Annotated in this window: 18 protein-coding genes; 10 read left to right on the forward strand and 8 right to left on the reverse strand. The window is 75.4% G+C overall.

Annotation, left to right across the window (positions count from 1 at the left end; genetic code table 11):
- Position 1: 1 nt before the first annotated feature.
- Both AB0C87_RS14705 and AB0C87_RS14710 read left to right on the forward strand, forming a co-directional pair.
- Positions 2-1,132 carry a DUF58 domain-containing protein gene (locus AB0C87_RS14705; protein WP_345182309.1) on the forward strand — a complete coding sequence of 377 codons (1,131 nt, stop codon included), beginning with the start codon at positions 2-4 and terminating at the stop codon, positions 1,130-1,132.
- Positions 1,129-3,315 (forward strand): DUF3488 and transglutaminase-like domain-containing protein, encoded by a 2,187-nt coding sequence (locus AB0C87_RS14710; protein ID WP_360577818.1) that lies wholly within the window; start codon positions 1,129-1,131, stop codon positions 3,313-3,315. The genes AB0C87_RS14705 and AB0C87_RS14710 overlap by 4 nt, the downstream gene beginning before the upstream one ends.
- On the opposite strand, the gene AB0C87_RS14715 is transcribed toward AB0C87_RS14710, so the two are convergent.
- On the reverse strand, positions 3,296-3,934 hold the full coding sequence (locus AB0C87_RS14715; RefSeq protein WP_345182314.1) for a hypothetical protein: 639 nt from the start codon (positions 3,932-3,934) through the stop codon (positions 3,296-3,298). The two genes, AB0C87_RS14710 and AB0C87_RS14715, sit on opposite strands and share 20 nt — an antisense overlap.
- A gap of 18 nt (positions 3,935-3,952) precedes the next feature.
- On the opposite strand from AB0C87_RS14715, the gene AB0C87_RS14720 reads away from it, so the two are divergent.
- From AB0C87_RS14720 to AB0C87_RS14730, 3 genes are all read left to right on the forward strand, one after another.
- A complete protein-coding gene (locus tag AB0C87_RS14720) occupies positions 3,953-4,150 on the forward strand; it encodes a hypothetical protein (RefSeq protein ID WP_353833228.1) in 198 nt (65 codons plus the stop codon).
- Entirely contained in the window at positions 4,147-5,082 is a 936-nt protein-coding gene (locus tag AB0C87_RS14725) for a pyridoxal-phosphate dependent enzyme (protein WP_353833208.1), read from the forward strand. The genes AB0C87_RS14720 and AB0C87_RS14725 overlap by 4 nt, the downstream gene beginning before the upstream one ends.
- 86 nt (positions 5,083-5,168) lie before the next feature.
- The gene (locus AB0C87_RS14730) at positions 5,169-7,259 is read left to right on the forward strand and encodes a hypothetical protein (protein WP_360577820.1); all 2,091 of its coding nucleotides are present in this window, start codon (positions 5,169-5,171) and stop codon (positions 7,257-7,259) included.
- A gap of 21 nt (positions 7,260-7,280) precedes the next feature.
- Here AB0C87_RS14730 and AB0C87_RS14735 read toward each other — a convergent pair whose 3' ends face one another.
- The gene (locus AB0C87_RS14735; RefSeq protein WP_360577822.1) at positions 7,281-8,999 is read right to left on the reverse strand and encodes a serine/threonine-protein kinase; all 1,719 of its coding nucleotides are present in this window, start codon (positions 8,997-8,999) and stop codon (positions 7,281-7,283) included.
- Between the two features lie 384 nt (positions 9,000-9,383).
- Between AB0C87_RS14735 and AB0C87_RS14740 the strand changes: the two genes are divergently transcribed.
- From AB0C87_RS14740 to AB0C87_RS14750, 3 genes are all read left to right on the forward strand, one after another.
- On the forward strand, positions 9,384-10,871 hold the full coding sequence (locus AB0C87_RS14740; protein ID WP_360577824.1) for a hypothetical protein: 1,488 nt from the start codon (positions 9,384-9,386) through the stop codon (positions 10,869-10,871).
- 74 nt (positions 10,872-10,945) lie between these two features.
- Positions 10,946-12,091: a CaiB/BaiF CoA-transferase family protein gene (locus AB0C87_RS14745; RefSeq protein ID WP_360577826.1), complete on the forward strand. Its 1,146-nt coding sequence runs from the start codon at positions 10,946-10,948 to the stop codon at positions 12,089-12,091.
- Between the two features lie 209 nt (positions 12,092-12,300).
- On the forward strand, positions 12,301-13,158 hold the full coding sequence (locus tag AB0C87_RS14750) for an alpha/beta fold hydrolase (protein ID WP_345182326.1): 858 nt from the start codon (positions 12,301-12,303) through the stop codon (positions 13,156-13,158).
- A gap of 66 nt (positions 13,159-13,224) precedes the next feature.
- Here AB0C87_RS14750 and AB0C87_RS14755 read toward each other — a convergent pair whose 3' ends face one another.
- Entirely contained in the window at positions 13,225-14,364 is a 1,140-nt protein-coding gene (locus AB0C87_RS14755) for an acyl-CoA dehydrogenase family protein (RefSeq protein ID WP_360359074.1), read from the reverse strand.
- A 47-nt stretch (positions 14,365-14,411) separates the two neighbouring features.
- Positions 14,412-15,089, reverse strand: coding sequence for a TetR/AcrR family transcriptional regulator (locus AB0C87_RS14760; RefSeq protein ID WP_360577828.1), 678 nt, complete (start codon positions 15,087-15,089; stop codon positions 14,412-14,414).
- A gap of 80 nt (positions 15,090-15,169) precedes the next feature.
- On the opposite strand from AB0C87_RS14760, the gene AB0C87_RS14765 reads away from it, so the two are divergent.
- Together AB0C87_RS14765 and AB0C87_RS14770 are read left to right on the forward strand one after the other, a co-directional pair.
- On the forward strand, positions 15,170-15,490 hold the full coding sequence (locus AB0C87_RS14765; protein ID WP_360577830.1) for a hypothetical protein: 321 nt from the start codon (positions 15,170-15,172) through the stop codon (positions 15,488-15,490).
- Positions 15,490-15,636, forward strand: a complete 147-nt coding sequence (locus AB0C87_RS14770) for a hypothetical protein (RefSeq protein ID WP_345182334.1) — start codon at positions 15,490-15,492, stop codon at positions 15,634-15,636. The genes AB0C87_RS14765 and AB0C87_RS14770 overlap by 1 nt, the downstream gene beginning before the upstream one ends.
- Positions 15,637-15,646: 10 nt before the next feature.
- Here AB0C87_RS14770 and AB0C87_RS14775 read toward each other — a convergent pair whose 3' ends face one another.
- The 4 genes from AB0C87_RS14775 to AB0C87_RS14790 all read right to left on the reverse strand — a co-directional run bounded on the left by AB0C87_RS14775 (position 15,647) and on the right by AB0C87_RS14790 (position 19,244).
- A complete protein-coding gene (locus AB0C87_RS14775; RefSeq protein WP_360577832.1) occupies positions 15,647-16,900 on the reverse strand; it encodes an aminotransferase class III-fold pyridoxal phosphate-dependent enzyme in 1,254 nt (417 codons plus the stop codon).
- Positions 16,901-16,992: 92 nt separating this feature from the next.
- Positions 16,993-17,652, reverse strand: coding sequence for a GntR family transcriptional regulator (locus AB0C87_RS14780; RefSeq protein WP_345182339.1), 660 nt, complete (start codon positions 17,650-17,652; stop codon positions 16,993-16,995).
- Between the two features lie 21 nt (positions 17,653-17,673).
- Entirely contained in the window at positions 17,674-18,447 is a 774-nt protein-coding gene (locus AB0C87_RS14785; RefSeq protein ID WP_345182341.1) for a maleate cis-trans isomerase, read from the reverse strand.
- A 35-nt stretch (positions 18,448-18,482) separates the two neighbouring features.
- Complete coding sequence (locus AB0C87_RS14790; RefSeq protein WP_345182343.1) at positions 18,483-19,244, reverse strand: Asp/Glu racemase; 762 nt, start codon at positions 19,242-19,244, stop codon at positions 18,483-18,485.
- Positions 19,245-19,249: the final 5 nt, after the last annotated feature.

A 19,249-nucleotide genomic window follows, 5' to 3' on the forward strand; every position in this document is an offset into this window, starting at 1 on the left:
CGTGCTGACGCCGCTCGGATGGGGGACGGCGGCCGGTTCGGTCCTGCTGTACGCGGCGGGCTGGTGGCTCGGCTATCCCGAGCCCGCCGTGCTGGCCGTCGCGGGCCTGGTCGCGGTGGGGGCGGCGGCGCTGTGGACGCTGCCGCGCCCGAAGCTGGAGGTCGGCAGGGAGATCGCGCCGGCGCGGGTGGCGCGCGGCGAGCCCGCCGTCGGGGTCCTGCATGTGACGAACAAGGGGCGCGGCGTGCGCGGGCTCAGCGCCGAGGACGCGGCGGGCTCCACGCCTGTGGCGGTCGACATCCCGCGGCTGCGCCCGGGCGGCGGGCGCACCGTGACCTACCGGCTGCCGACGTCCCGGCGCGGCGAGATCCCGGTGGGGCCGCTGCGGCTGGTGCGCGCCGACCCCCTCCGGCTGGCGCGCCGGGTGCGCGAGTACGGGGCGCCGCGGGTCCTGCTCGTCCGGCCGAGGACGGTGCGGCTGTCGCTGCTGCCGTCCGGGCGCGCCTACCACCTGGAGGGCCCGACCAGCGACCGGTCCCCGGCGGGGACGGCGACGTTCCACGCGCTGCGCGAGTACGTGATCGGGGACGAGCTGCGCCACATCCACTGGAAGTCGTCGGCGCGCACCGGGACGCTGATGGTCCGCCAGCTCGTGGACGCCAGCCTGCCCACGACGACGGTCGTGCTGGAGGCGCGCCCCGGTTCGTGGCCGGAACCCGACGACTTCGAGCTCGCCGTGGACGCCGCGGCGTCGGTCGCGGCCGGGGCGGCGTCGGCGAGCTTCCCCGTCCGGATCCTCACCGGCGACGGCCAGGTGGCCGACACGCGGGGCGGGCCGGACGACGTGGAGGTCCTCCTCGACCGGCTCACCGCCGTCCGCACGCGTGAGGGGGCGGGCTCGGTCGTGGACGCGGTGCGCCGTGTGCGCCCGGGCGGGTCCCTCGTCGTCATCACCCCGGACGCCGCCGAGCTCGGGCGCATCGCGGCCGTCCGCAGCCGGTTCGACCGGATCGTCGTGCTGCGGGTCCGCCCGGGGGGTCCCGCGGCGGCGCCGCCCGGCGTCCAGCTCGTCGACTTCGCCGACCTGGAGGGGCTGGCGGAGGCGTGGCACCGGCTGGGGAGCGCCCGGTGACCCGGTACGCCTCGATCGCCGTGACGGCCTGCCTGGTCGCCGTCGCCGGGCTGGCGTTCCAGCGGGTGTTCGGGCTCGGGCCGGTCGTCCCCGTCGCCGCCGTCGCGGCGGTGGTGCCGACGCTGCTGTGCGGGCTGCTGTCGGGGCCGCGCAAGGACAAGGGTCCCTGGCCGCTGTGGATCTCGCTGGTGCTGACCGTCCTCGCCTGGGCGGCGACGGTCTCGGCGACCGTCCTGCGCCCCGCCCTCGGGGACGGGACGCTCCCGCAGACGCTGCGCGAGGGCGTGCTCGGCGCGTGGAAGTCGATCCTGACCACGCTGCTGCCCGCCCCCGCGAAGCCGGAGTACCTCGTCCTGGTCCACGTGGTGGTGTGGCTGGCGGCGTTCGCGGCGGCGGAGCTGGCGCTGCGCACCTCGCTGCGCGCCCTGCCCTGCGTGCCCGCGCTCGGCGTCTGGGCGGTCGCGCTGCTGCTCGGGGTCGACGGCCCCGGATCCAACCTGCCGCTCGCCGCCGCGACCGTCGTGCTCATCGCCGTGCTGGTCCTCGTCCGCGCGGACGGGCCCGACTCGGGCACCGCGTGGCGGCCGCTGCTGGTCGGCGTCCCCGCCGCGGCCCTCCTCGGGGCGCTGGCGTTCGCCGCCGGACCCGTCGTCCCCGTCAGCGCGGACCCCTACGACCCGCGCGAGCAGGTGCAGGCGCCTCCGCCGCAGCAGCGCGACGGCGTCAGCCCGCTGGACCGCGTCGGCGGCTGGCTGCTCAGCCCCGACCAGGTGATGTTCACGGTCCAGTCGAGGCGCGACGAGATCGAGCGGCTCGCCGTGCTGGACCGGTTCGACGGCGTGACCTGGTCGTCCACGGCCCGGTTCGTCCCCACCGGGAGCCGCGTTCCGGAGGGGCCGGAGCCGGACCGCGAGCACGAGGTCGCGCAGCGCGTCACCATCCGCGACCTGCCGGGCGTGTGGGTGCCCGCCGCCGACCGGCCGCGGGAGGTCGCCGGGCTCCCCGTCGTCGTCGACCCCGGCAGCGGCGCGCTGGCCGCCGCGCAGCCGCTGCGCCCCGGCCAGACCTACCGCGTCGACTCCGTCGTCCCCGAATGGACGGCCGACGACCTCGCCGGGGCGGAGGTCGCCGGCGACGCCGAGGCCAGGACCGCGCGGGAGCTGCCGTGGGGTCCGGGCGCGAAGGAGCCGCCCGTCCAGATCGCCGAGTTCCGCAGGTTCGCCCAGGCCGCGACGCGGGGCGCCGTGTCGCCGATCCAGAAGGCCGCGATGCTCGCCGAGTACCTCAAGCGGTACGCCAGGTACGACGTCACCGCCCCGCCGGGGCACGGCTACCGGCAGCTCGACTACTTCCTCGGCGAGGGCAGGCGCGGCACGCCCGAGCACTTCGCGACCGCCTACGCCCTGCTCGCCCGGACGATCGGCCTGCCGTCCCGGGTCACCGTGGGCTTCGACGGCGGCGCCCGCGCGGGCGACACCGTCCAGGTCCGGTCCGGGGACGTGATGGTGTGGCCGGAGATCAAGTTCGACCGGCTCGGCTGGATCCGGTTCAACCCGCTCCCCGACAGCGCGCGCCGCTCCAAGAAGAACGACTCCGTCGCGGCGGGGGAGACCGAGCAGAAGCTGGAGCAGGCCCAGAAGAACGCGGCCTCCCAGCAGCGCGGCCAGGGGCCGGGCGCCACGACGCAGAAGGGTCCGCAGAAGCCGACCGCCTCGGACGGCGGTCCCACGCCGTGGTGGGTGCTCGCCGCGCTCGCGGCGGGCGCGCTCGCCGCCGGCTACCTGGGCGCCGTCCTCCTCGCCCCCGCCCTGCGGAAGCGGCGCCGGAGGGCCGGGCCGCCCGCCGCCCGCATCACCGGCGCGTGGCACCAGGCGCTCGACCATCTCGCCGACGTCGGCCTGTCCACGGCCCGGACGCTGACCGCGCACGAGGTCGCCCGCTTCGGCGCGTCCGCCGTCGGCGAGGACGCCCACGGCCACCTCGGGCCGCTCGCCGACCTGGTCAACCGCAGCCGGTTCGCCGCGTCCCAGCCGGACCCCGGCGCCGCCGACCGCGCGTGGCGGCACACCGACGAGCTCGGCCGCCTCGTCACCGCCAGGGCCGGGCGGCTGCGCCGCTTCCGGCGCCGCCTGCACCCGCGGTCGCTGCGGGACCGCCGGGCCGTCAGGACGCGGGGACGCTGACGGCGATCTCGCCGCCGAGCACCGCGCCCGTCTCCAGCTCCAGGTCGTCCCCGCTCCAGAACCGGCCCGGGTCGAACCAGTTCGGGCGGCGCCCCTTCGGCAGCAGCCCCATGGACTGGTACGTCACCGCGACGATCTCCGCGCAGAACGCCGTCTCCAGGTTCGGGTCCCGCTCGGCCGGCCGCCGGATCGGCACCCGCCCGCGCAGCCACCGCGTCGCCAGCTTCGACGTCGAGGGGAACGGCGTGCCGTCCAGCCGCGCCACCGCGCGCAGCGCCGCGTCCTCCATCGCCCGGGTCGGCGGCGGGTCGAGCTGCCGCAGCCAGGCCCGCTGCCCGTAGCGGTTCCCCCAGGCCAGCACCGCGTCCCGCAGGTCGTGCAGCTGCGCGCCGCGGTGGTGCCCGCCGGTCCACATGTCCCGCAGCGAGCGGCCGAGCTCGGCGTGCCACATCAGCGGGGGCAGGTCGTCGATCACCACCGCCATGCCGACGTGGTTGACGGGGCTGTTGGTGGTCATCTGGATGGCGCGGTCGGCGACCGTCCGGCCGCGGAACAGCCACACGTCCCCGGTGCGGGTCAGTTCGGCGGCCTCGGCGAGGGAGATGCTCGTGCCCGGCATGGTCGCTACGGTAGCCGCATGCGCACGTTGCGAGGGTCCGGCCTGTTGAAGGCGTCGAATCTCTGGAAGGCACTGGGCGTCGCGGGGTTCCTCGGGGTCGCCGCGACCGGCGCCGTGGTCGTGCGCGCCGAGCGCCGCCGCCGCGCCTACACCCCCGAGGAGATCCGGGACCGCCTCCACGAGCGGCTGGACGGGTCGCCGGGGGAGCCGGCATGACGGTGCGCGCCGTCCGGCCGCCCGGCCCGGACGACCTGGACCGCGCCTGGCGGGCCGTGTCCGCCGAGCTCGCCCCCACGCCGCTGGTCCCGTCGGGCGTGGCGCCGGGCGCGCTGCTGAAGCTGGAGACGTTCCAGCCGGTCGGCGCGTTCAAGGTGCGGGGCGCGCTCGCGGCCGTCGCCGCGCTCCCCGCCGGGGAGCCGGCCGTCACGGCGAGCGCGGGCAACCACGGCCTCGGCATGGGGTACGCCGCCGCGAGGGCGGGCGCGGACGTCACCGTGGTGGTCTCGACCCGCGCGTCGCAGGTCAAGGTCGACAGGATCCGCGCGTTCCCGGTGCGCCTCGTCCAGCACGGGACGACCTACGACGAGGCCGAGGCGCACGCGATGACGCTGCCCGGCCACTACGTCTCGCCCTACAACGACCCGGCGGTCATCGCGGGGCAGGGCACCATCGGGCGCGAACTCGACGCGCAGGCGGACGGCCCCCTCACGGTCGTCGCGCCGGTCGGCGGCGGGGGGCTCGTCGCCGGCCTGTGCCTGTGGGCGCGCGAGCGCGGCGACGTGCGGGTCGTGGGCGTGGAGTCGGCGGTGTCGCGCGGAGTCTCGGCGTCGGTGGCGGCGGGACGGGTCACCCGGGTCGAGGTCGGCGAGACGTTCGCCGACGGCCTGCCCGGCAACCTCGAACCCGGCTGCGTCACCCCCGAGGTGATCGGCCGCACCGCCGAGCTGACGGCGGTCACCGACGACGAGATCCGGGCGGCGCTGCGCCTGCTGTTCCACGAGCACGGCCTCGTCGCCGAGGGCGCGGGCGGCGCGGCGGTCGCCGCCGTCATGGCAGGGAAGGTCGAGGCCGCCGGCCGCCTGGTGGTGGTCGTGTCCGGGCGCAACATCACCGCCGCGGAGTACGCCGCCGCCGTCCGCGGAGACTGACCGCCGCCGTTTCGCGGGAACACCGGCGCCGGTGGGACGCGAGCGGCTACGGTGTCCCCTGCGAAATGGGTGGGGGATAACAGGACATGGCGGGCCTGGGCGTTTTCTTCCGGCGTGATCGGCTGACAGGGCAGGTGGCCGTCGGGCTCACCGGCTTGCTCGTCATCGCCGCCGTCGTCTACGGGGTGGGCGTCGCGAGCGCCAAGTACCGGATCGCCGACGTCGGCGCCTGGCTCACCGCGCGGGACAAGGGCCTCGTCGTGCACGTCAACGGGCCCGCGGCCAAGGTGGACGGCAAGACCGGCGTCCCCCCGCAGATGCGCGGCCACGACATCAGGATCGTCCAGGACGGCGCCACCGTCCTGATCATCGACCAGGACACCGGCGTCGTCAGCCGGCTCGACCCCTCCCAGCTGGACGTCGGCGCGAGCCGCCCGCTCGGCCGCGGCATCCAGGTCCTCGCGGGCGCCGGGAAGGCCTACACGGTCGACTCCGTCAAGGGCCTCCTCCAGCAGATCGACCCGGTCGGCCTGACGCCGGTCGGCGCGCCCGCGACGCTCCCGCCCGTCCTCGGGCAGGCGGGCATCGACGCGCGGGGCGCCCTGTGGGTGCCCGTGGCGAAGGACGGGCAGGTCACGGCGTTCAAGGACGGACGCACGCAGCCGCCGGTCCGCGTCGGCGGGCCGGGGGACGACCTCGCGCTCACCATGGCCGCGGGCGACCCGGTCGTCGTGAACTCCACGAACGCCACCGCCACCGTCGTCAAGCCGTCGGGGACGCGCCTGACGGTCGGGCTGCCCGCCACCGTGAGGCAGGCGGGCCGCGGCGGCGTCCTCGCCCCGCCCGCCACCGAGGGCAAGACCGTCCCGCTGCTGGTGCCCGGCGCCGGGTCGCTGGTGACCGTGGACACCGACACCGGGCGGTACTCCAGCACGCGGCTCGCCATGCCGAAGCACCGGTACCGGCCGCCGCAGATGCTCGGCCCCAAGGTCTACATCCCCGACGAGACGGCCGGGGCGCTGCTGGTGTACGACTCGGCGGGAAACCGCTTCGAGGCGCCGGTCCCGGTCAGCGGGCGGCCCGCCCGGCTGGACGTCTTCGTCCGCGACGGCCTGCTGTGGGCGAACGACCCGTCCGGCCCGCGCGCCGTCGTGGTCGACGGGCAGGGCGGCCGCAAGGGCATCGACAAGTACCGGGACAAGGTGCCGGGCGGCCCGGTGCGCCGCGCCCTCCCGCAGCCCGGCGGCAGCGGCGCTCCGCAGCCGCCGCGGACGACCGCCCCGCGGGATCCGCGCCGCCCGCGGCCCGGCGCGCCGCCCGCCGCGCCGCTGAACGTGTCGGTCACGCCCGGGGCGGGCACGATGCGGATCGACTTCCAGCCCTCGGACGGCGAGGGGATCATCGGGTACGCGCTGAAGGACGTCCCGTCCGGCCTCGCGGCGAGCCCGGCCGCGATCGCGCCGGGGGCCGGGCCCTTCACGTTCACGGTCACCGGCGGGGACTGCGCCCGCGAGTACCGCTTCCGCGTCGCCGTCCGCTACCGGGACGGCCGCGGACGCACCCGGGAGCAGGTGTCGGCGCCCAGCGACCCCGCCCGCCCGTGCGTGACGCCCGGCGCGCCGACCGGCCTCAAGGCGCAGGCCACCTCGTCCGGGGCGAAGGTCTCCTGGACGGCCCCGCCCGGCGCGTCCGCCTACCGGATCGGCTGGGACGGCCCGGTCAAGGGGTCCCGGACGGTGCCCGCCGCCACGGGCTCGGCCATGACCGCGACGCTCGGGGAGGTGTGGACCAACGGGCCCTACACCTTCACCGTCTCCGCTGTGAACGGCGCCGGCACGGGCGCCGCCGCGACGCTCGGCGCCAGCCTCACCGGGCCCGCCGCCAGGTACCCGGTGGAGCGCAACGGGAACTCCAACGCCTACATCCGGGCCACCGCCGACGCCAACAACGGCACGACCGTCGCCACCATGACCGACAACAACGGCGAGCTCGTCGTCGTGAACTGCCAGAAGAAGGGCGTCTACTACAGGCACCCCAGGGACGCCGCCCTCGCCGGCGACATGTACGCCAACATCACGTGGAGCGGCAAGACCGGCTACGTCATCGGGTACCTGGTCAACACGCCGGGCGACTGGAGGAGCCTCGCGGGGCCCGCGGTCTGGACGTGCGCGCCCTGACCCGCGGACCCTCCGCGAGAGCTACGGCTTGGGGCGCTTCTTCGCCTTGCCGACGCAGGCGGGCGCCGACCACGCCACGTCCGGAGCCTGGCCCTGGTTGAGGCGCAGCACCGCGCCGACCTTGAAGCAGTGCGCCGTGTTCGGCCGCAGGCCCGGCATGGTCGCCGACTGCGAGCCCGCCTTCACCGACACGATCGGCTGGGTCCCGGCGGGCTGCTGCTGGACGAGCAGCGGCAGCCCGCGCGCGGCGGGCGGCAGCGTCCAGAGCAGCGCCGCCGTCCGGCCGACCTGCCGCGCGACCACCTTGCGCGGGCGGGTCGCCGCGAGCTGCGAGGCCGGGATCGGCTGGGGCGGGGTCTGGGTGGTCTGCCCCTGCGGGGCGGTCGGGGAGGGCGGCGGCGACGTGGCGGCGGTCCCGCCCTTGCCGTCGCCGCCGCCGGACAGCGCGAGCGCCCCGATGCCGAGGGCCAGCCCGCCGGCGAGCACGATCCCGCCCACCACGATCAGGCCGCGGCGCGGGCCCTGGCGGGGCTGGTCCCAGGTGGTCTGGTGCGGGCCCCCGTGCGGCGTCGTGTGCGGTGACGTGTGCGGCGTCGTGGAGGACCCGTTCGCGGGCCGGTCGCCCGCCTGGGGCACCGGCATCGGAGGCCAGGCGGCTTCCGGGGAGGGGGGCGGACCTTCCTGGGGGAGGGCCGTCTCACGCGTCTGCGGCGGGAGGGCGTTCGGCGCCCACGGCGACCGCGGCGGCGCCGATGTCGGCGCGGCGAGGGGCGCCGGAGCCGGCGGCGCGGGGGCGGGCGGGGACGGCGCCTGCGCGGCGGGCGCCGGCGGCGGGGCGGAGACGTCGGGGAACGAGGGGATCGGGCCGGCGTCCGACAGCGCCAGGGCGCCGCGGCCGGCGTGCGCCACGTCCGTCACCGGCAGCCCCAGCTCGGCCTGGACGCGCTGGAGCGCCTGCGCGAACTCCACGGCGCTCGCGAACCGCTCGTCGGGCGTCTTGGCCATCGCGCGCACGATGACGTCGGTGACCTGCCGCGGGACGTCGGGGCGGGGGATCGGCGGCGGCGGGTCGTTGAGGATCCGCAGCATCAGCGGCGCGATGCCCTCGCGGGGCGGCCCCTTGAACGCGGGCCGTCCGGCCAGCAGCTGGTAGAGCGTCGAGCCGAGCGAGTACAGGTCGGACCCGATGCCCGGCGGCCTGCCCTCCAGCACCTCGGGGGCGGCGTGGTGCGGGGTGAACGCCTGCGTGTGGGTGGCGTCGAAGCTGTCGACGAGGCGGGCGATGCCGAAGTCGGCGAGCGCGGGCTCGCCGTACCGCGACAGCAGCACGTTCTGCGGTTTGACGTCCCGGTGCAGGACGTCGGTCTCGTGGGTGGCGGCGAGCGCGCCCGCCATCTTCACCCCGATCCGCAGCACCTCGGCGAACGCGAGGGGCCCCTCCCGCGCGAGCCGGTCGGTGAGCGCTCCGTGCTCGAAGTACTCCATCACGATGTAGGGGCGCCCGGACCGGGTGGTGCCGGTGTCCAGCACGGTCACGATGTTCGGGTGCCCGGAGAGCCGACCGGTGATCTTGCACTCGCGCTGGAACCGCCGCATCGCCGCGTCGTCGACCGCGCTGATCGACATGACCTTCAGCGCGACCATCCGGTCCAGGCGCTCCTGGTGGGCGCGGTAGACGACGCTGAAGCCGCCCTCGCCGACCTGCTCAAGCACCCGGTAGCCCGGAACGTCCTCGGTCATGGGTCGGGGGTTCCCTCTCGGTCGCTCGTCTCGTCCGGGGCGCGTGCGGGCGCGTGCGCGGCTGGTTCGTTCGATGCGGCGCGGCCCGGGGCGGTTCCCCCGGGCACAAGCGTAGTACGGGGAGGAAACGGGCGTGGCTGCTCTCGCGCGGAAGGCCGGGCCCGCCGCCTCCGGCACATCGTACGGAAATGAGATGACATTTCCATTCGGTCGGTTAATCGTTGTGCCAATTGCGCTCCAGTACCGGCTCTCTCCGTCCTAACCTCGGGATTCGCGACGAAGGAACTGCCCCAGAGGGAGTGGCCCGCCGTGACGGACGATGTCATGACGAATCCGCACAGGGAAACACCACCGACCGAATCGGCTTATGGCGACCTTGTCCGGATGGCGTATTTCGTTCTGCCGGGACGGGGAAAGCGCGTCTACCGGCTGGCGATCGCCCGCCGGATCGTGGACTCCACCTCGCGCGGCGCCCGCGACCGCTCCGCCGCCGGGCACGCCCGGCGCCGCACCCGCGTGCTGCGCCGGGCGCTGCGGCCGTCCCGCCGCCTGCAGATCGGCCTCGGCCCGTGGCTGCGCGCGCTGCCCGCCCGCCTGCCCGACCCGGCGCTGACCGCGGCGCTGTCCAGGCTCGACCCCCACGTCCGCGTCGCCTACGTCCTGCGGAACGTCGAGGGGATGCCCCGCTACGCCGTCCGCGACCAGCTGATCGAGCTGCGGGTGCGCGACCCCTGGCCGGTGATCCGTGCCGCCGAGGCCGTCGAGGTGCCGGTGCCCCGCCGCGGCGACCGGTTCGAGGCGGAGCTGCTGCGCCCCGTCCGCACCCGCTCGGTCATCCCGCTGGCGGCCGCGGTCTTCCTCACCGCCGCGCTGGTCGGCGCGCTGCTGGTGACGGAGCGGGAGGGCGCCCGCGAGGCGTCCGCCCGCGGCCTCGGCCTCGTCACGGCGGCGCCGGACGCCTGGACGCGCGGCGCCCGCTCCCTCGACGTCTGGCCCGCCCGCGGCGACCTCGCCGGCGACCGGGCGTTCGGCCGCCGCGCCGCCGCCGCGTGGGCCGCCGAGCCCGGGGGCCGCCGCCCCGACAGCGGCGTCGCGCAACTGCTGTACGCCGGCACCGTGGACGGCGTGCCGCTCGCGGTGATGCGCAGCGGCGGACGCCTGGCCCGCTACGCCTCAGGGCGCCTGGACGTCGCCGCGATCGGCGCCGACCCGTCCGCGCCGATCGCCCTCGGCGGCGGGCGCTACCTCCTGTCGCCCTGGGACGCCCGGCCGGAGACCCTCGCCGGGGGGCGGCTCGCCGCGTCCGGCGGCGTGACGGCGCCCGTCCGTCCCGGCACCGGCTGCGGCCGCGGACCGCTCTTCCACCTCGGCGCGCGCACGGTCGGCGACCTCGGCGGCCCGCGCGCCGCCGTCCTCGGCTACCGCCCGCCGGACCGCCGCCCGGGCGGCCCCGACCGCCCGGCCGTGCTCGGCCGCACCGCCCGGGCCTTCTGGAAGAGGCTGGCCTGCGCGGTCCCCGCGTCCTCGCGGCCCCTCTCCGCGGCCACGGCGTCCCACTTCTGGTCGGGGACGCTGCCGCACGGCGGGGAGAGCGCCGACTGGACCTGCACCCGGGTCGCGTACGCCGACGGCGGCGCCGCCTCCTTCGCGACCCTGCTCGGGGCGGAGAACCGGGCCACGGGCGCCTGCGACGTCCAGCGTCCGGTCAGCGGGACGTGGTGGCGCGCGGCGTCGGGCCGCTGGTACTACGTGGCCGCGGCGGGACGCGGTCTCGTCCCGCACGCCGAGGGGGTCCGGGGCGCCGCGACGCGCGACCGCCTCCTCGTCGGCAGGGGGACCCCCGGCACGGCCGTGACCCTCACCGCCCGATAGGGCGGGTCGGGTCAGCACCCGCTTACCTCGATCGGGCACACTGGGGGGACCGAACGAGATTCAGGGAGTCGCAGATGGGCAACGGGCCGCTCTCCGGAGTACGGGTGATCGAGCTGGCCGGGATCGGGCCGGGGCCGTTCGCGGCGATGCTGCTGGCCGACCTCGGCGCCGACGTGATCCGCGTCGACCGCGCCTCCGCCGTCCGGGACGGGCAGGCCGCCGGCGGCACCGACTTCACCAACCGCGGCAAGCGGTCGATCGCCGTCGACCTCAAGAGCGAGCGCGGCAAGGACGTCGTCCTCCGCCTGGTGGAGAAGTCCGACGTCCTGCTCGAAGGGTTCCGCCCCGGCGTCACCGAGCGCCTCGGCATCGGCCCGGACGACTGCCTGGCCCGCAACCCGCGCCTGGTGTACGGGCGGATGACCGGCTGGGGGCAGGAGGGGCCGCTGGCGCACACCGCCGGCCACGACGTCGGCTACATCGCGATCACCGGCGCCCTGCACGCCATCGGCCGCGCGGGCGGGCCGCCCCAGGTCCCGATGAACCTGCTCGGCGACTTCGCGGGCGGCAGCATGTACCTCGTCACCGGCGTCCTCGCGGCCCTGCTCGAGACGCGGACGACCGGGCGCGGCCAGGTCGTCGACGCCGCCATCGTGGACGGCACCGCCCACCTGTCCACCTTCATCCACGGCTTCCTCGCGGGCGGCATCTGGGAGGACCGCCGCGGCGTCAACATGCTCGACACCGGCGCCCCCTGGTACGACGTCTACGAGACCTCCGACGGCCGCCACATGGCCGTCGGCGCCATCGAGCCGCAGTTCTACGCCGAGTTCCTCCGCCGGCTCGGCGTCGAAGGGGAGGACCTTCCCGCCCAGTACGACCGCGACCGATGGCCCGCCATGCGCGAGCGCTTCGCCGCCGCCTTCCGCACGAGGACCCGCGACGAGTGGACGGAGGTCTTCGTCCCGAGCGACGCCTGCGTGGCCCCCGTCCTGTCGCTGGCCGAGGCCGCCGAGCACCCCTTCAACACGTCCCGCGAGGTCTTCCCCGAGCTCGCCGGCCACCGCCAGCCGGCCCCGGCCCCCCGCTTCTCCCGGACCCCGGCCGAGACCGACGGCGTCCCCGTCCTCCCCGGCGGCCAGACCAGGGCCGTCCTGGACGACCTGGGCTTCGACGACGCCGAGACCCTCCTCAAGGAGGGCGCCGTCGCCCAGGCCTGACCGGCCGTCGCGGCCGCGCCCGTCCGGACACGGCCGCGGCGGATCGCTTGTGAATCGGCTGACAATTCCCTCGCGGTAACCGGTGGTCATTCCACAAGACTGCGCCGGAACGCGGTCGTACCTTGTGGGCACCCCACCCCCGATCAACACGGCGACAGGAAAGGCCGGACGCCGGCCTGGTTCGTCGTGCCCGCATTAGGGAGATGCCCATGCGTTTCACACGACTCCGCTCGTGGGCGGTCATCGCCGCGGCGGTCCCCGCCGCCCTCGGCCTGGCCGGGACGGTCGCGCCCGCCGCGCACGCCGAGACGAGCCCGCAAGGGGCGAACGACTGGAACTGCAAGCCCTCGTTCCTCCACCCGCGCCCCGTGGTGCTCGTGCACGGCACGTTCGAGAACATGGCCTTCAACTGGCAGAAGCTCTCTCCGGCGCTCAAGAAGGCCGGGTACTGCGTCTACGCCCTCAACTACGGCGGCCCCAAGGACGGCCCCGTCCAGGGGATCGGCGACATCCCCACGTCGGCCGGTGAGCTGGCGGCGTTCGTCGACAGGGTCACGGCCGCCACCGGGGCGTCCAAGGTCGACATCGTCGGGCACTCGCAGGGCGGCATGATGCCGCGGTACTACATGAAGTTCCTCGGCGGCGCCGCGAAGGTGAACAAGCTGGTCGGCGTCGTGCCGTCCAACCACGGCACCAACATGTCCGGGCTGGTGGAGCTGGGCAGCCTGCTCGGCATCACGCAGGCGGTCGTGAAGGCGGCGCCGGCCGCGGGCCAGCAGATCGTCGGCTCCGACTTCCTCAAGAAGCTGAACGAGGGCGGCGACACCGTGCCCGGCCCGACCTACATCGTGCTGTCCACCAAGTACGACGAGGTCGTCACGCCCTACACCTCGGAGTTCCTCAACGGCTCCAACGCGCAGAACGTCCTGCTGCAGGACAAGTGCCCGAACGACACCAACGCGCACGTCGGCATCGCCTTCGACCCGGTGATGATCAGATTCGTGCTGAACTCGCTCGACGTCTGGGGCCCGTACTGGCCCATCGACTGCGCGAACCCCCTCGGCTGACCCGGAGACGGCGGCGTCCGGCGGGCTCCCCTCTCACCGCCGGGCGCCGCCGCGCCGCCTCCGGCGTCACAGCCCGAGGCGCTTCGCGGCGATCTCGTTCATGATCTCGTTGGTGCCGCCGCCGATGCCGAGGATGCGGGCGTCGCGGTAGTGGCGCTCCACCTCCGACTCGCGCATGTACCCCGTCCCGCCGTGCAGTTGGACGGCCTCGTGCACGACGTGCTCGCAGGCCAGGACGGCGGTGTTCTTGGCGTAGGCGGTCTCGGTGAGGACGTCCTCACCGGCGGCGTGCCGTTCGGCGACGGCGCGGGTGTAGGTGCGGGCGACGTCGGTCCGCCGCGCCATCTCGGCGATCTTGTGCCGGACGAGCTGCCGGGAGGCCAGGGGGCGCCCGAACGTCTCCCGGTCCCGCACCCAGGCCAGGGTGAGGTCCAGGCAGCGCTGCGCCGTCGCGTAGGCCTGGACGGCGAGGGAGAGCCGCTCGGTCACGAAGTTCTCGACGATCTGCAGGAACCCGCTGTTCTCCGCGCCGACCAGGTTCTCCGCCGGGACGCGGACGCCGTCGAACGACAGCTCCGCGGTGTCCGAGCAGAGCCAGCCCATCTTGCGCAGCGGCTTCGACACGGTGAACCCCGGGGTCCCCTTCTCCACGACCAGCAGGGAGATGCCGTCGAAGCCGGGCCCGCCCGTGCGCACCGCCGTGGTGACGAAGTCGGCCCGCACGCCCGAGGTGATGAACATCTTGGCGCCGTCGACGACGTAGTGCCCGCCGTCGCGGACGGCGGTGGTGCGGATGCCCGCGACGTCCGACCCGGTGCCCGGCTCGGTGACGCCGAGCGCGCCGATCAGCTCCCCGGCGAGCGCCGGCCGCGCGAACCGCTCGATCAGCGCCTCGTCCCCGGAGGCGATGATGTGGGGGAGCGCGATCCCGTGCGTGAACAGGGAGGCGACCACGCCGCCCGACCCGCCGGACTGGATGATCTCCTCGGCGACGATCAGCGCGTCGAACAGCTCCCCGCCGGACCCGCCGGCCTCCTCCGGGAACCCCGCCCCGAGCAGTCCCGCCTCGGCGGCGCGGGCGTGCAGGGAGCGGGGCAGCTCGCCCGCGTCCTCCCAGCCGGCGAGGAACGGGACGATCTCCCGCGCGGTGAAGTCGCGGACCAGGGCGCGCAGCGCCGCGCGCTCCGGGGTCTGCCAGGGGTCCAACGCGCCTCCTCGTGTAGAACGAGGTTCGGAATCTAGCAGGCGGCGCGTCACCCGCCGGCGCGCAGGTCCTCCGGGCCGGGCGGCGCGGGCAGGTCTCCCGCCGGGACGCCGGTCAGCTCGCTGACGTGCCGGCGCAGCACGGCCCGCAGCTCCGCCGGGCCGGCGGCGTCGGGCCGCAGGACGGCGTGCGAGGTCAGCCCGTCCACCAGCGCGTGCACCCGCGCGGCCTCGACCTCGACGTCCAGGTCGGGGCGCAGGGCGCCGGCGCGGCGGGCCGCCCGCAGGACCCGCGTCGCGATCGAGCGCAGGTCGTCGTGCATCTCCCGGGCCAGCGGGCGAAGCTCGGGCCGGGTGCGGGCGCCGGCCGTGAAGGCCAGCCACACCTCGGCCTCCTCGCGCCGGTCGGCGTCCAGCGGCAGCAGCTCGGCGAACAGCGCCTCCACGGCCGCCGCGTGCTCGGCCGGCGGCGCGGCGGGGCCGGGGGCCGCGAGCCGGGCCGCGCGCAGCCGCAGCCGCTCGCCGGCCCGCTCGGCGAACGTGCGCATCGCGAAGATCATGATCTCCGCCTGGCCGTCGAAGTAGTGCCGGACCGACCCGATCGCCAGGCCCGCCTCGGCGGCGACGGTGCGCAGCGACGCCTGGTCCAGGCCGTCGCGGCGCACGACGCGGAACACGGCCTCGGCCACCTCGCGGCGGCGGGCCTCGGGATCGACGATCTTCGGCACCGCTCTTTTATAGCACGCTCATGCTACAGTCGTTTTTGGCACGGTCGTGCTAAAGAAGTCGGGCCGAAGGGGAGGTCGACGTGGACGAGGTGATGAACATCCTGCTGATCCGCTTCGCGATCATCGTCGCCGGGATCGCGCTGCTGGTCGTCGCGGTGTTCAGCGTGGCGATCATGCTGAAGCGCCGCGGCCGGCTCGGCCGGGCCCGGGGCCTGGTCGAGCCGGTCCTGCGCGCCTGGGCCGACCGCCCGGCGGCCGGCCCGGGTCCGCGCCCGGGCCAGGGCCGAGGCGGCCTCGACGCGCGGCGTGGCGGCCGGTCCGAACTCGGCCGGCTGGCCGTCCGCGGCGTCCTGCACTACCTCGACCGGAGCGGCATCCGCGGGACGGGAGGGGGCCGGTGATGCCGGCGGCCGGTGACGGAGACGTGGTCGTCGAACTGCTGGCGGACCGCCTGATCAAGGGCGGGATCGTCCTGGCGGCCCTGGTCGTGGTGGTGGTGGCGCTCACGATCGTCTACCGCAGGACGGGCCCGAAGGACCCGCCCTGAGGCGCGGCCCCTAGCCGAGGGCGTCGGCGACGGCGTCCGCCCACAGGGCGAGGCCGTCGTCGATCTGCTCCGCGGTGACGATCAGCGGCGGGATCATCCGGACGACGTTGCCGTACGCGCCGCAGGTCAGCAGCAGCAGCCCGCGCTCGGCGGCGGCCCCGTGCGCCCGCGCCGCCGCGGCGGCGTCGGGTTCGCCGTCCGGCGTGGTGAACTCGCTGGCCTGCATCAGCCCGAGCCCGCGCACGTCGCCGATCGCCGGGTGGTCGGCGGCGACCTTGCGGAGCCCGTCGTTCAGCCGCGCGCCCTGCACGGCGGAGTTGCCGACCAGGTCCTCGTCGGCGATGACCCGAAGGGTGGCGAGCGCGGCGGCGCACGAGACGGCGTTGCCCCCGTACGTGCCGCCCTGCGACCCCGGGCGGGCCTTGGCCATCAGGGCCTCCGGCGCCGCGATCGCCGACAGCGGGAACCCGCTCGCCAGGCCCTTGGCCGTGATCAGGACGTCGGGGCGCGCGGCGGAGTGCTCGTGGCCCCAGAACCGGCCGGTCCGCCCGAACCCGGTCTGCACCTCGTCCACGACCAGCAGGATGCCGTGCCGGTCGGCGCGCTCGCGCAGGCCCTCCAGGAAGGCGGGCGGCGCGGGGATGTAGCCGCCCTCGCCGAGGACCGGCTCGACCACGAAGGCGGCCGTGTCGGACGCCGGGCTCGCGGTGGCGAGCAGGTAGTCGAGCTCGCGCAGCGCGAACCGCGTCGCCTCTTCCTCCGGCCACCCGTACCGGTAGGCCTGCGGGAACGGCGCGATCGCGGCGCCCGGCATGAGCGGGCCGATCCCGGCGCGGAACTTCGTGCCCGCCGTGGTGAGCGCGGCGGCGCCCATCGTGCGGCCGTGGAAGGAGCCGTGGAAGACGACGATGTTCTGCCGGCCGGTGGCGTGCCGGGCCAGCCGGATGGCCGCCTCGACCGCCTCGCTGCCGCTGTTGAGGAAGAACAGCGAGTCCAGGCCCTCCGGCAGCACCTCGCCGAGCGCCTCGGTCAGCCGCAGCAGCGGCCGGTGCATGACGGTCGTGTACTGGCCGTGGACGAGCGTGCCCACCTGCTGCTGCGCGGCCTCGACCACGCGCGGGTGGCAGTGCCCGGTGTTGACGACGCCGATGCCCGCGGTGAAGTCCAGGTGCCGGCGGCCCTCGGCGTCGTAGAGGTAGACGCCCTCGCCGCGCTCGGCGAGGACGGGGGTGGCCTGCTTGAGCAGGGGAGACAGCGTCGCCATACGGCCCTCCGGTAGATTGTCGACAATCTGCAATCTAGGTGGCCCCGGGTTCGTTGTCCAGGGCCCGCGGCCCCGCGTGGCGGGGCCGGTCGCTAGGACTCGCGGAGCCGCTGGATGGAGTCGGTCATGTGCTCCTCGATGAGGGTGAGCAGGTGCTCCTCCTCCCCGTCGCCGATCGCGTCGACGAGCCGCCGGTGCTCCTCCACGAGGTCGGCGGGCTCGGGATAGGTGTCCTGGAGCGCGTTCAGGCACATGCGCGTCTCCACCAGCAGCGTGTGCGCCATCCGCTCCAGCCGCGGACTGCCCGACGAGCTGACCAGCACCTCGTGGAAGGCCTGGTCGGCGTCGCTCATCGCGACCCGGTCGCGCTCGCGGGCGGCGGCCACGAGCGCCTCCAGCGCCTCGGTGAGCCGGGCCACCGCCTCGCCCCGGTTGCGGTCCATGATCAGCCGGCAGGCCTCGCGCTCGATCGCGAGCCGGGCGAGGTAGACGTCCTCCACGTCCCCCTCGTCCAGCGTGATCACGAACAGCCCGCGGTGCGGCTCGCTGACGAGCAGCCCCTCCTGGACGAGCCGCTGCATGGCCTCGCGCAGCGGTCCGCGGCTGATGCCGAGGCGCGCGGCGAGCTCGGCCTCGCCGAGCTGCGCGCCGGGCTCCAGCGACCCGTACATGATCGCCGAACGCAGCTCGTCCGAGACGATCTCCACCGTCGACTTGCGGGGAACAGGCTCCAGCTCACCCAGTCGGCCCATGCGCGGTTCCCTTTCGTCTTCTCATGTCTGCCAGGCATGTCGCCCGTGCAGGGGGGCGGCGGCGGGGACGGAGAACAGCCGGCCCAGCCCGGTGCGCGGCGGGAGACCCTCGGGGCCGGACGCGAGCCGCAGCCCCTCCCAGACGCTCACCTGGTTGGCGGTCAGCACCGGCTTGCCGACCCGCGCCTCCAGCTTGTCGAGCCAGGACACCGTGTGCAGCGCGGTGTCGGGCACCAGCACCGCCTCGGCGTCCGGATGGTCGTTGGCCGCGACGAACGCCAGCACCTCGTCGCGGCCGAGGGTGCCGACCTCGGCGGCGGTGACGATGCCCCGGCAGGACAGCGCCACCACCTCGATGCCGGCGTGGGCGAGGAACGCGACGAACCGCTCGGCGACGTCGGCGGGATAGGTCGCGGCGACCGCGACCCGGGTCACGCCGAGCGCCCGCGCCGCGTGGACGAACGCGAACGACGTGCTGGAGGCGGGCACGCCCGCCGCCTCGCGCACCCCCGCGACCTGCTGCGCGGCGCCGTCCCAGCCGAACACGAAGCTTCCGCTGGTGCACGCCCAGACGGCGGCCTTCACGCCGAGGCCGCGGAGCGTGCGGGCCCCGTCGCCGAGCACGTCGGCGCCGCCGATGTCCAGCAGCGCGTCGACGCGGTGGGCGTCCTCGCGCATCAGCGTGTGCACGACCGGGAGGCTGACCTCCCCGAGGGCGCGCTCGATGGCGGGGTAGTCGTCCTCGGCGCTGTAGCCGGGGTAGAGGAACCCCGCGCGCAACCCGTTCTGGCGCATGTTGTCGACAATCCTACCTTTGGAGATCATGGCGGCTAGGCCGCCGTGAAGGGAGCGAGGCCGACCAGGGACTGTCCGGGACCGGACGCCGACCGGCCCATGGCGCGCAGCGCCGAGCACATCGTCACCTGGTTGGCGGTCAGCACCGGCTTGCCGATCATCTGCTCGAGCGGCGCGATGATGTCGTAGGTCGGGACGTTGGTGCAGCTGATGAAGACGGCCTCGGCCTCGGGGCAGTCCACCGCCGACACCGCCGACACGATCTCGCCGTAGCCGACCTTCCAGATGTGGCTGAGCAGCCCCAGCCCGACCGAGGACACCACCTCGACGCCGTGCTCGCCGAGGAACGACACGAGCCGCTCGGTGACGGCGTCGATGTAGGGCGTGACGACCGAGATGCGCCGGGCGCCGAGCAGCCGGAGCGACTCCACCAGCGCGCCCGAGGTCGTCGTCGAGACCGGCGCGCCAGCCCGCAGCATCGACTCGTGCAGCTGGAGCTCGCCCGCCTTGCCGCGGATGAAGCTGCCCGACGCGCACGCGTAGGCGACCGCGAGCGGCTCGGGGGCCAGGACGTCGCGGGTCGCCTGCCGGACGATCGACTGGTCCGACAGCGCCGAGGCCATCTCCACCGTGACCGGGACCGGCACGTACGGCAGCCGGGTCATGAACAGCGACACGTCGTCGGGCGTCCAGCGCCACAGTTCCCGGTCGAGGGCGAAGTCGAAAGGCGCGACCACCCCGATGCCGTGCTGGGCGAGCAGCTCTGGGCCGACGACCAGCGAGGGGTCGAATGTCATCTGCG

Origin of the sequence: Actinomadura sp. NPDC048021, from assembly GCF_040653135.1 — a bacterium.
In the GTDB taxonomy this organism is placed as follows: Bacteria; Actinomycetota; Actinomycetes; order Streptosporangiales; family Streptosporangiaceae; genus Spirillospora; species Spirillospora verrucosospora.

Coding starts and splice junctions, on each gene's coding strand:
- AB0C87_RS14715 (WP_345182314.1), bottom strand. CDS start 3,934: ATGCCGGGCACGAGCATCTCCCTCGCCGAGGCCGCCGAACTGACCCGC.
- AB0C87_RS14720 (WP_353833228.1), top strand. CDS start 3,953: ATGCGCACGTTGCGAGGGTCCGGCCTGTTGAAGGCGTCGAATCTCTGG.
- AB0C87_RS14725 (WP_353833208.1), top strand. CDS start 4,147: ATGACGGTGCGCGCCGTCCGGCCGCCCGGCCCGGACGACCTGGACCGC.
- AB0C87_RS14730 (WP_360577820.1), top strand. CDS start 5,169: ATGGCGGGCCTGGGCGTTTTCTTCCGGCGTGATCGGCTGACAGGGCAG.
- AB0C87_RS14735 (WP_360577822.1), bottom strand. CDS start 8,999: ATGACCGAGGACGTTCCGGGCTACCGGGTGCTTGAGCAGGTCGGCGAG.
- AB0C87_RS14740 (WP_360577824.1), top strand. CDS start 9,384: ATGGCGTATTTCGTTCTGCCGGGACGGGGAAAGCGCGTCTACCGGCTG.
- AB0C87_RS14745 (WP_360577826.1), top strand. CDS start 10,946: ATGGGCAACGGGCCGCTCTCCGGAGTACGGGTGATCGAGCTGGCCGGG.
- AB0C87_RS14750 (WP_345182326.1), top strand. CDS start 12,301: ATGCGTTTCACACGACTCCGCTCGTGGGCGGTCATCGCCGCGGCGGTC.
- AB0C87_RS14770 (WP_345182334.1), top strand. CDS start 15,490: ATGCCGGCGGCCGGTGACGGAGACGTGGTCGTCGAACTGCTGGCGGAC.
- AB0C87_RS14775 (WP_360577832.1), bottom strand. CDS start 16,900: ATGGCGACGCTGTCTCCCCTGCTCAAGCAGGCCACCCCCGTCCTCGCC.
- AB0C87_RS14780 (WP_345182339.1), bottom strand. CDS start 17,652: ATGGGCCGACTGGGTGAGCTGGAGCCTGTTCCCCGCAAGTCGACGGTG.
- AB0C87_RS14785 (WP_345182341.1), bottom strand. CDS start 18,447: ATGCGCCAGAACGGGTTGCGCGCGGGGTTCCTCTACCCCGGCTACAGC.
- AB0C87_RS14790 (WP_345182343.1), bottom strand. CDS start 19,244: ATGACATTCGACCCCTCGCTGGTCGTCGGCCCAGAGCTGCTCGCCCAG.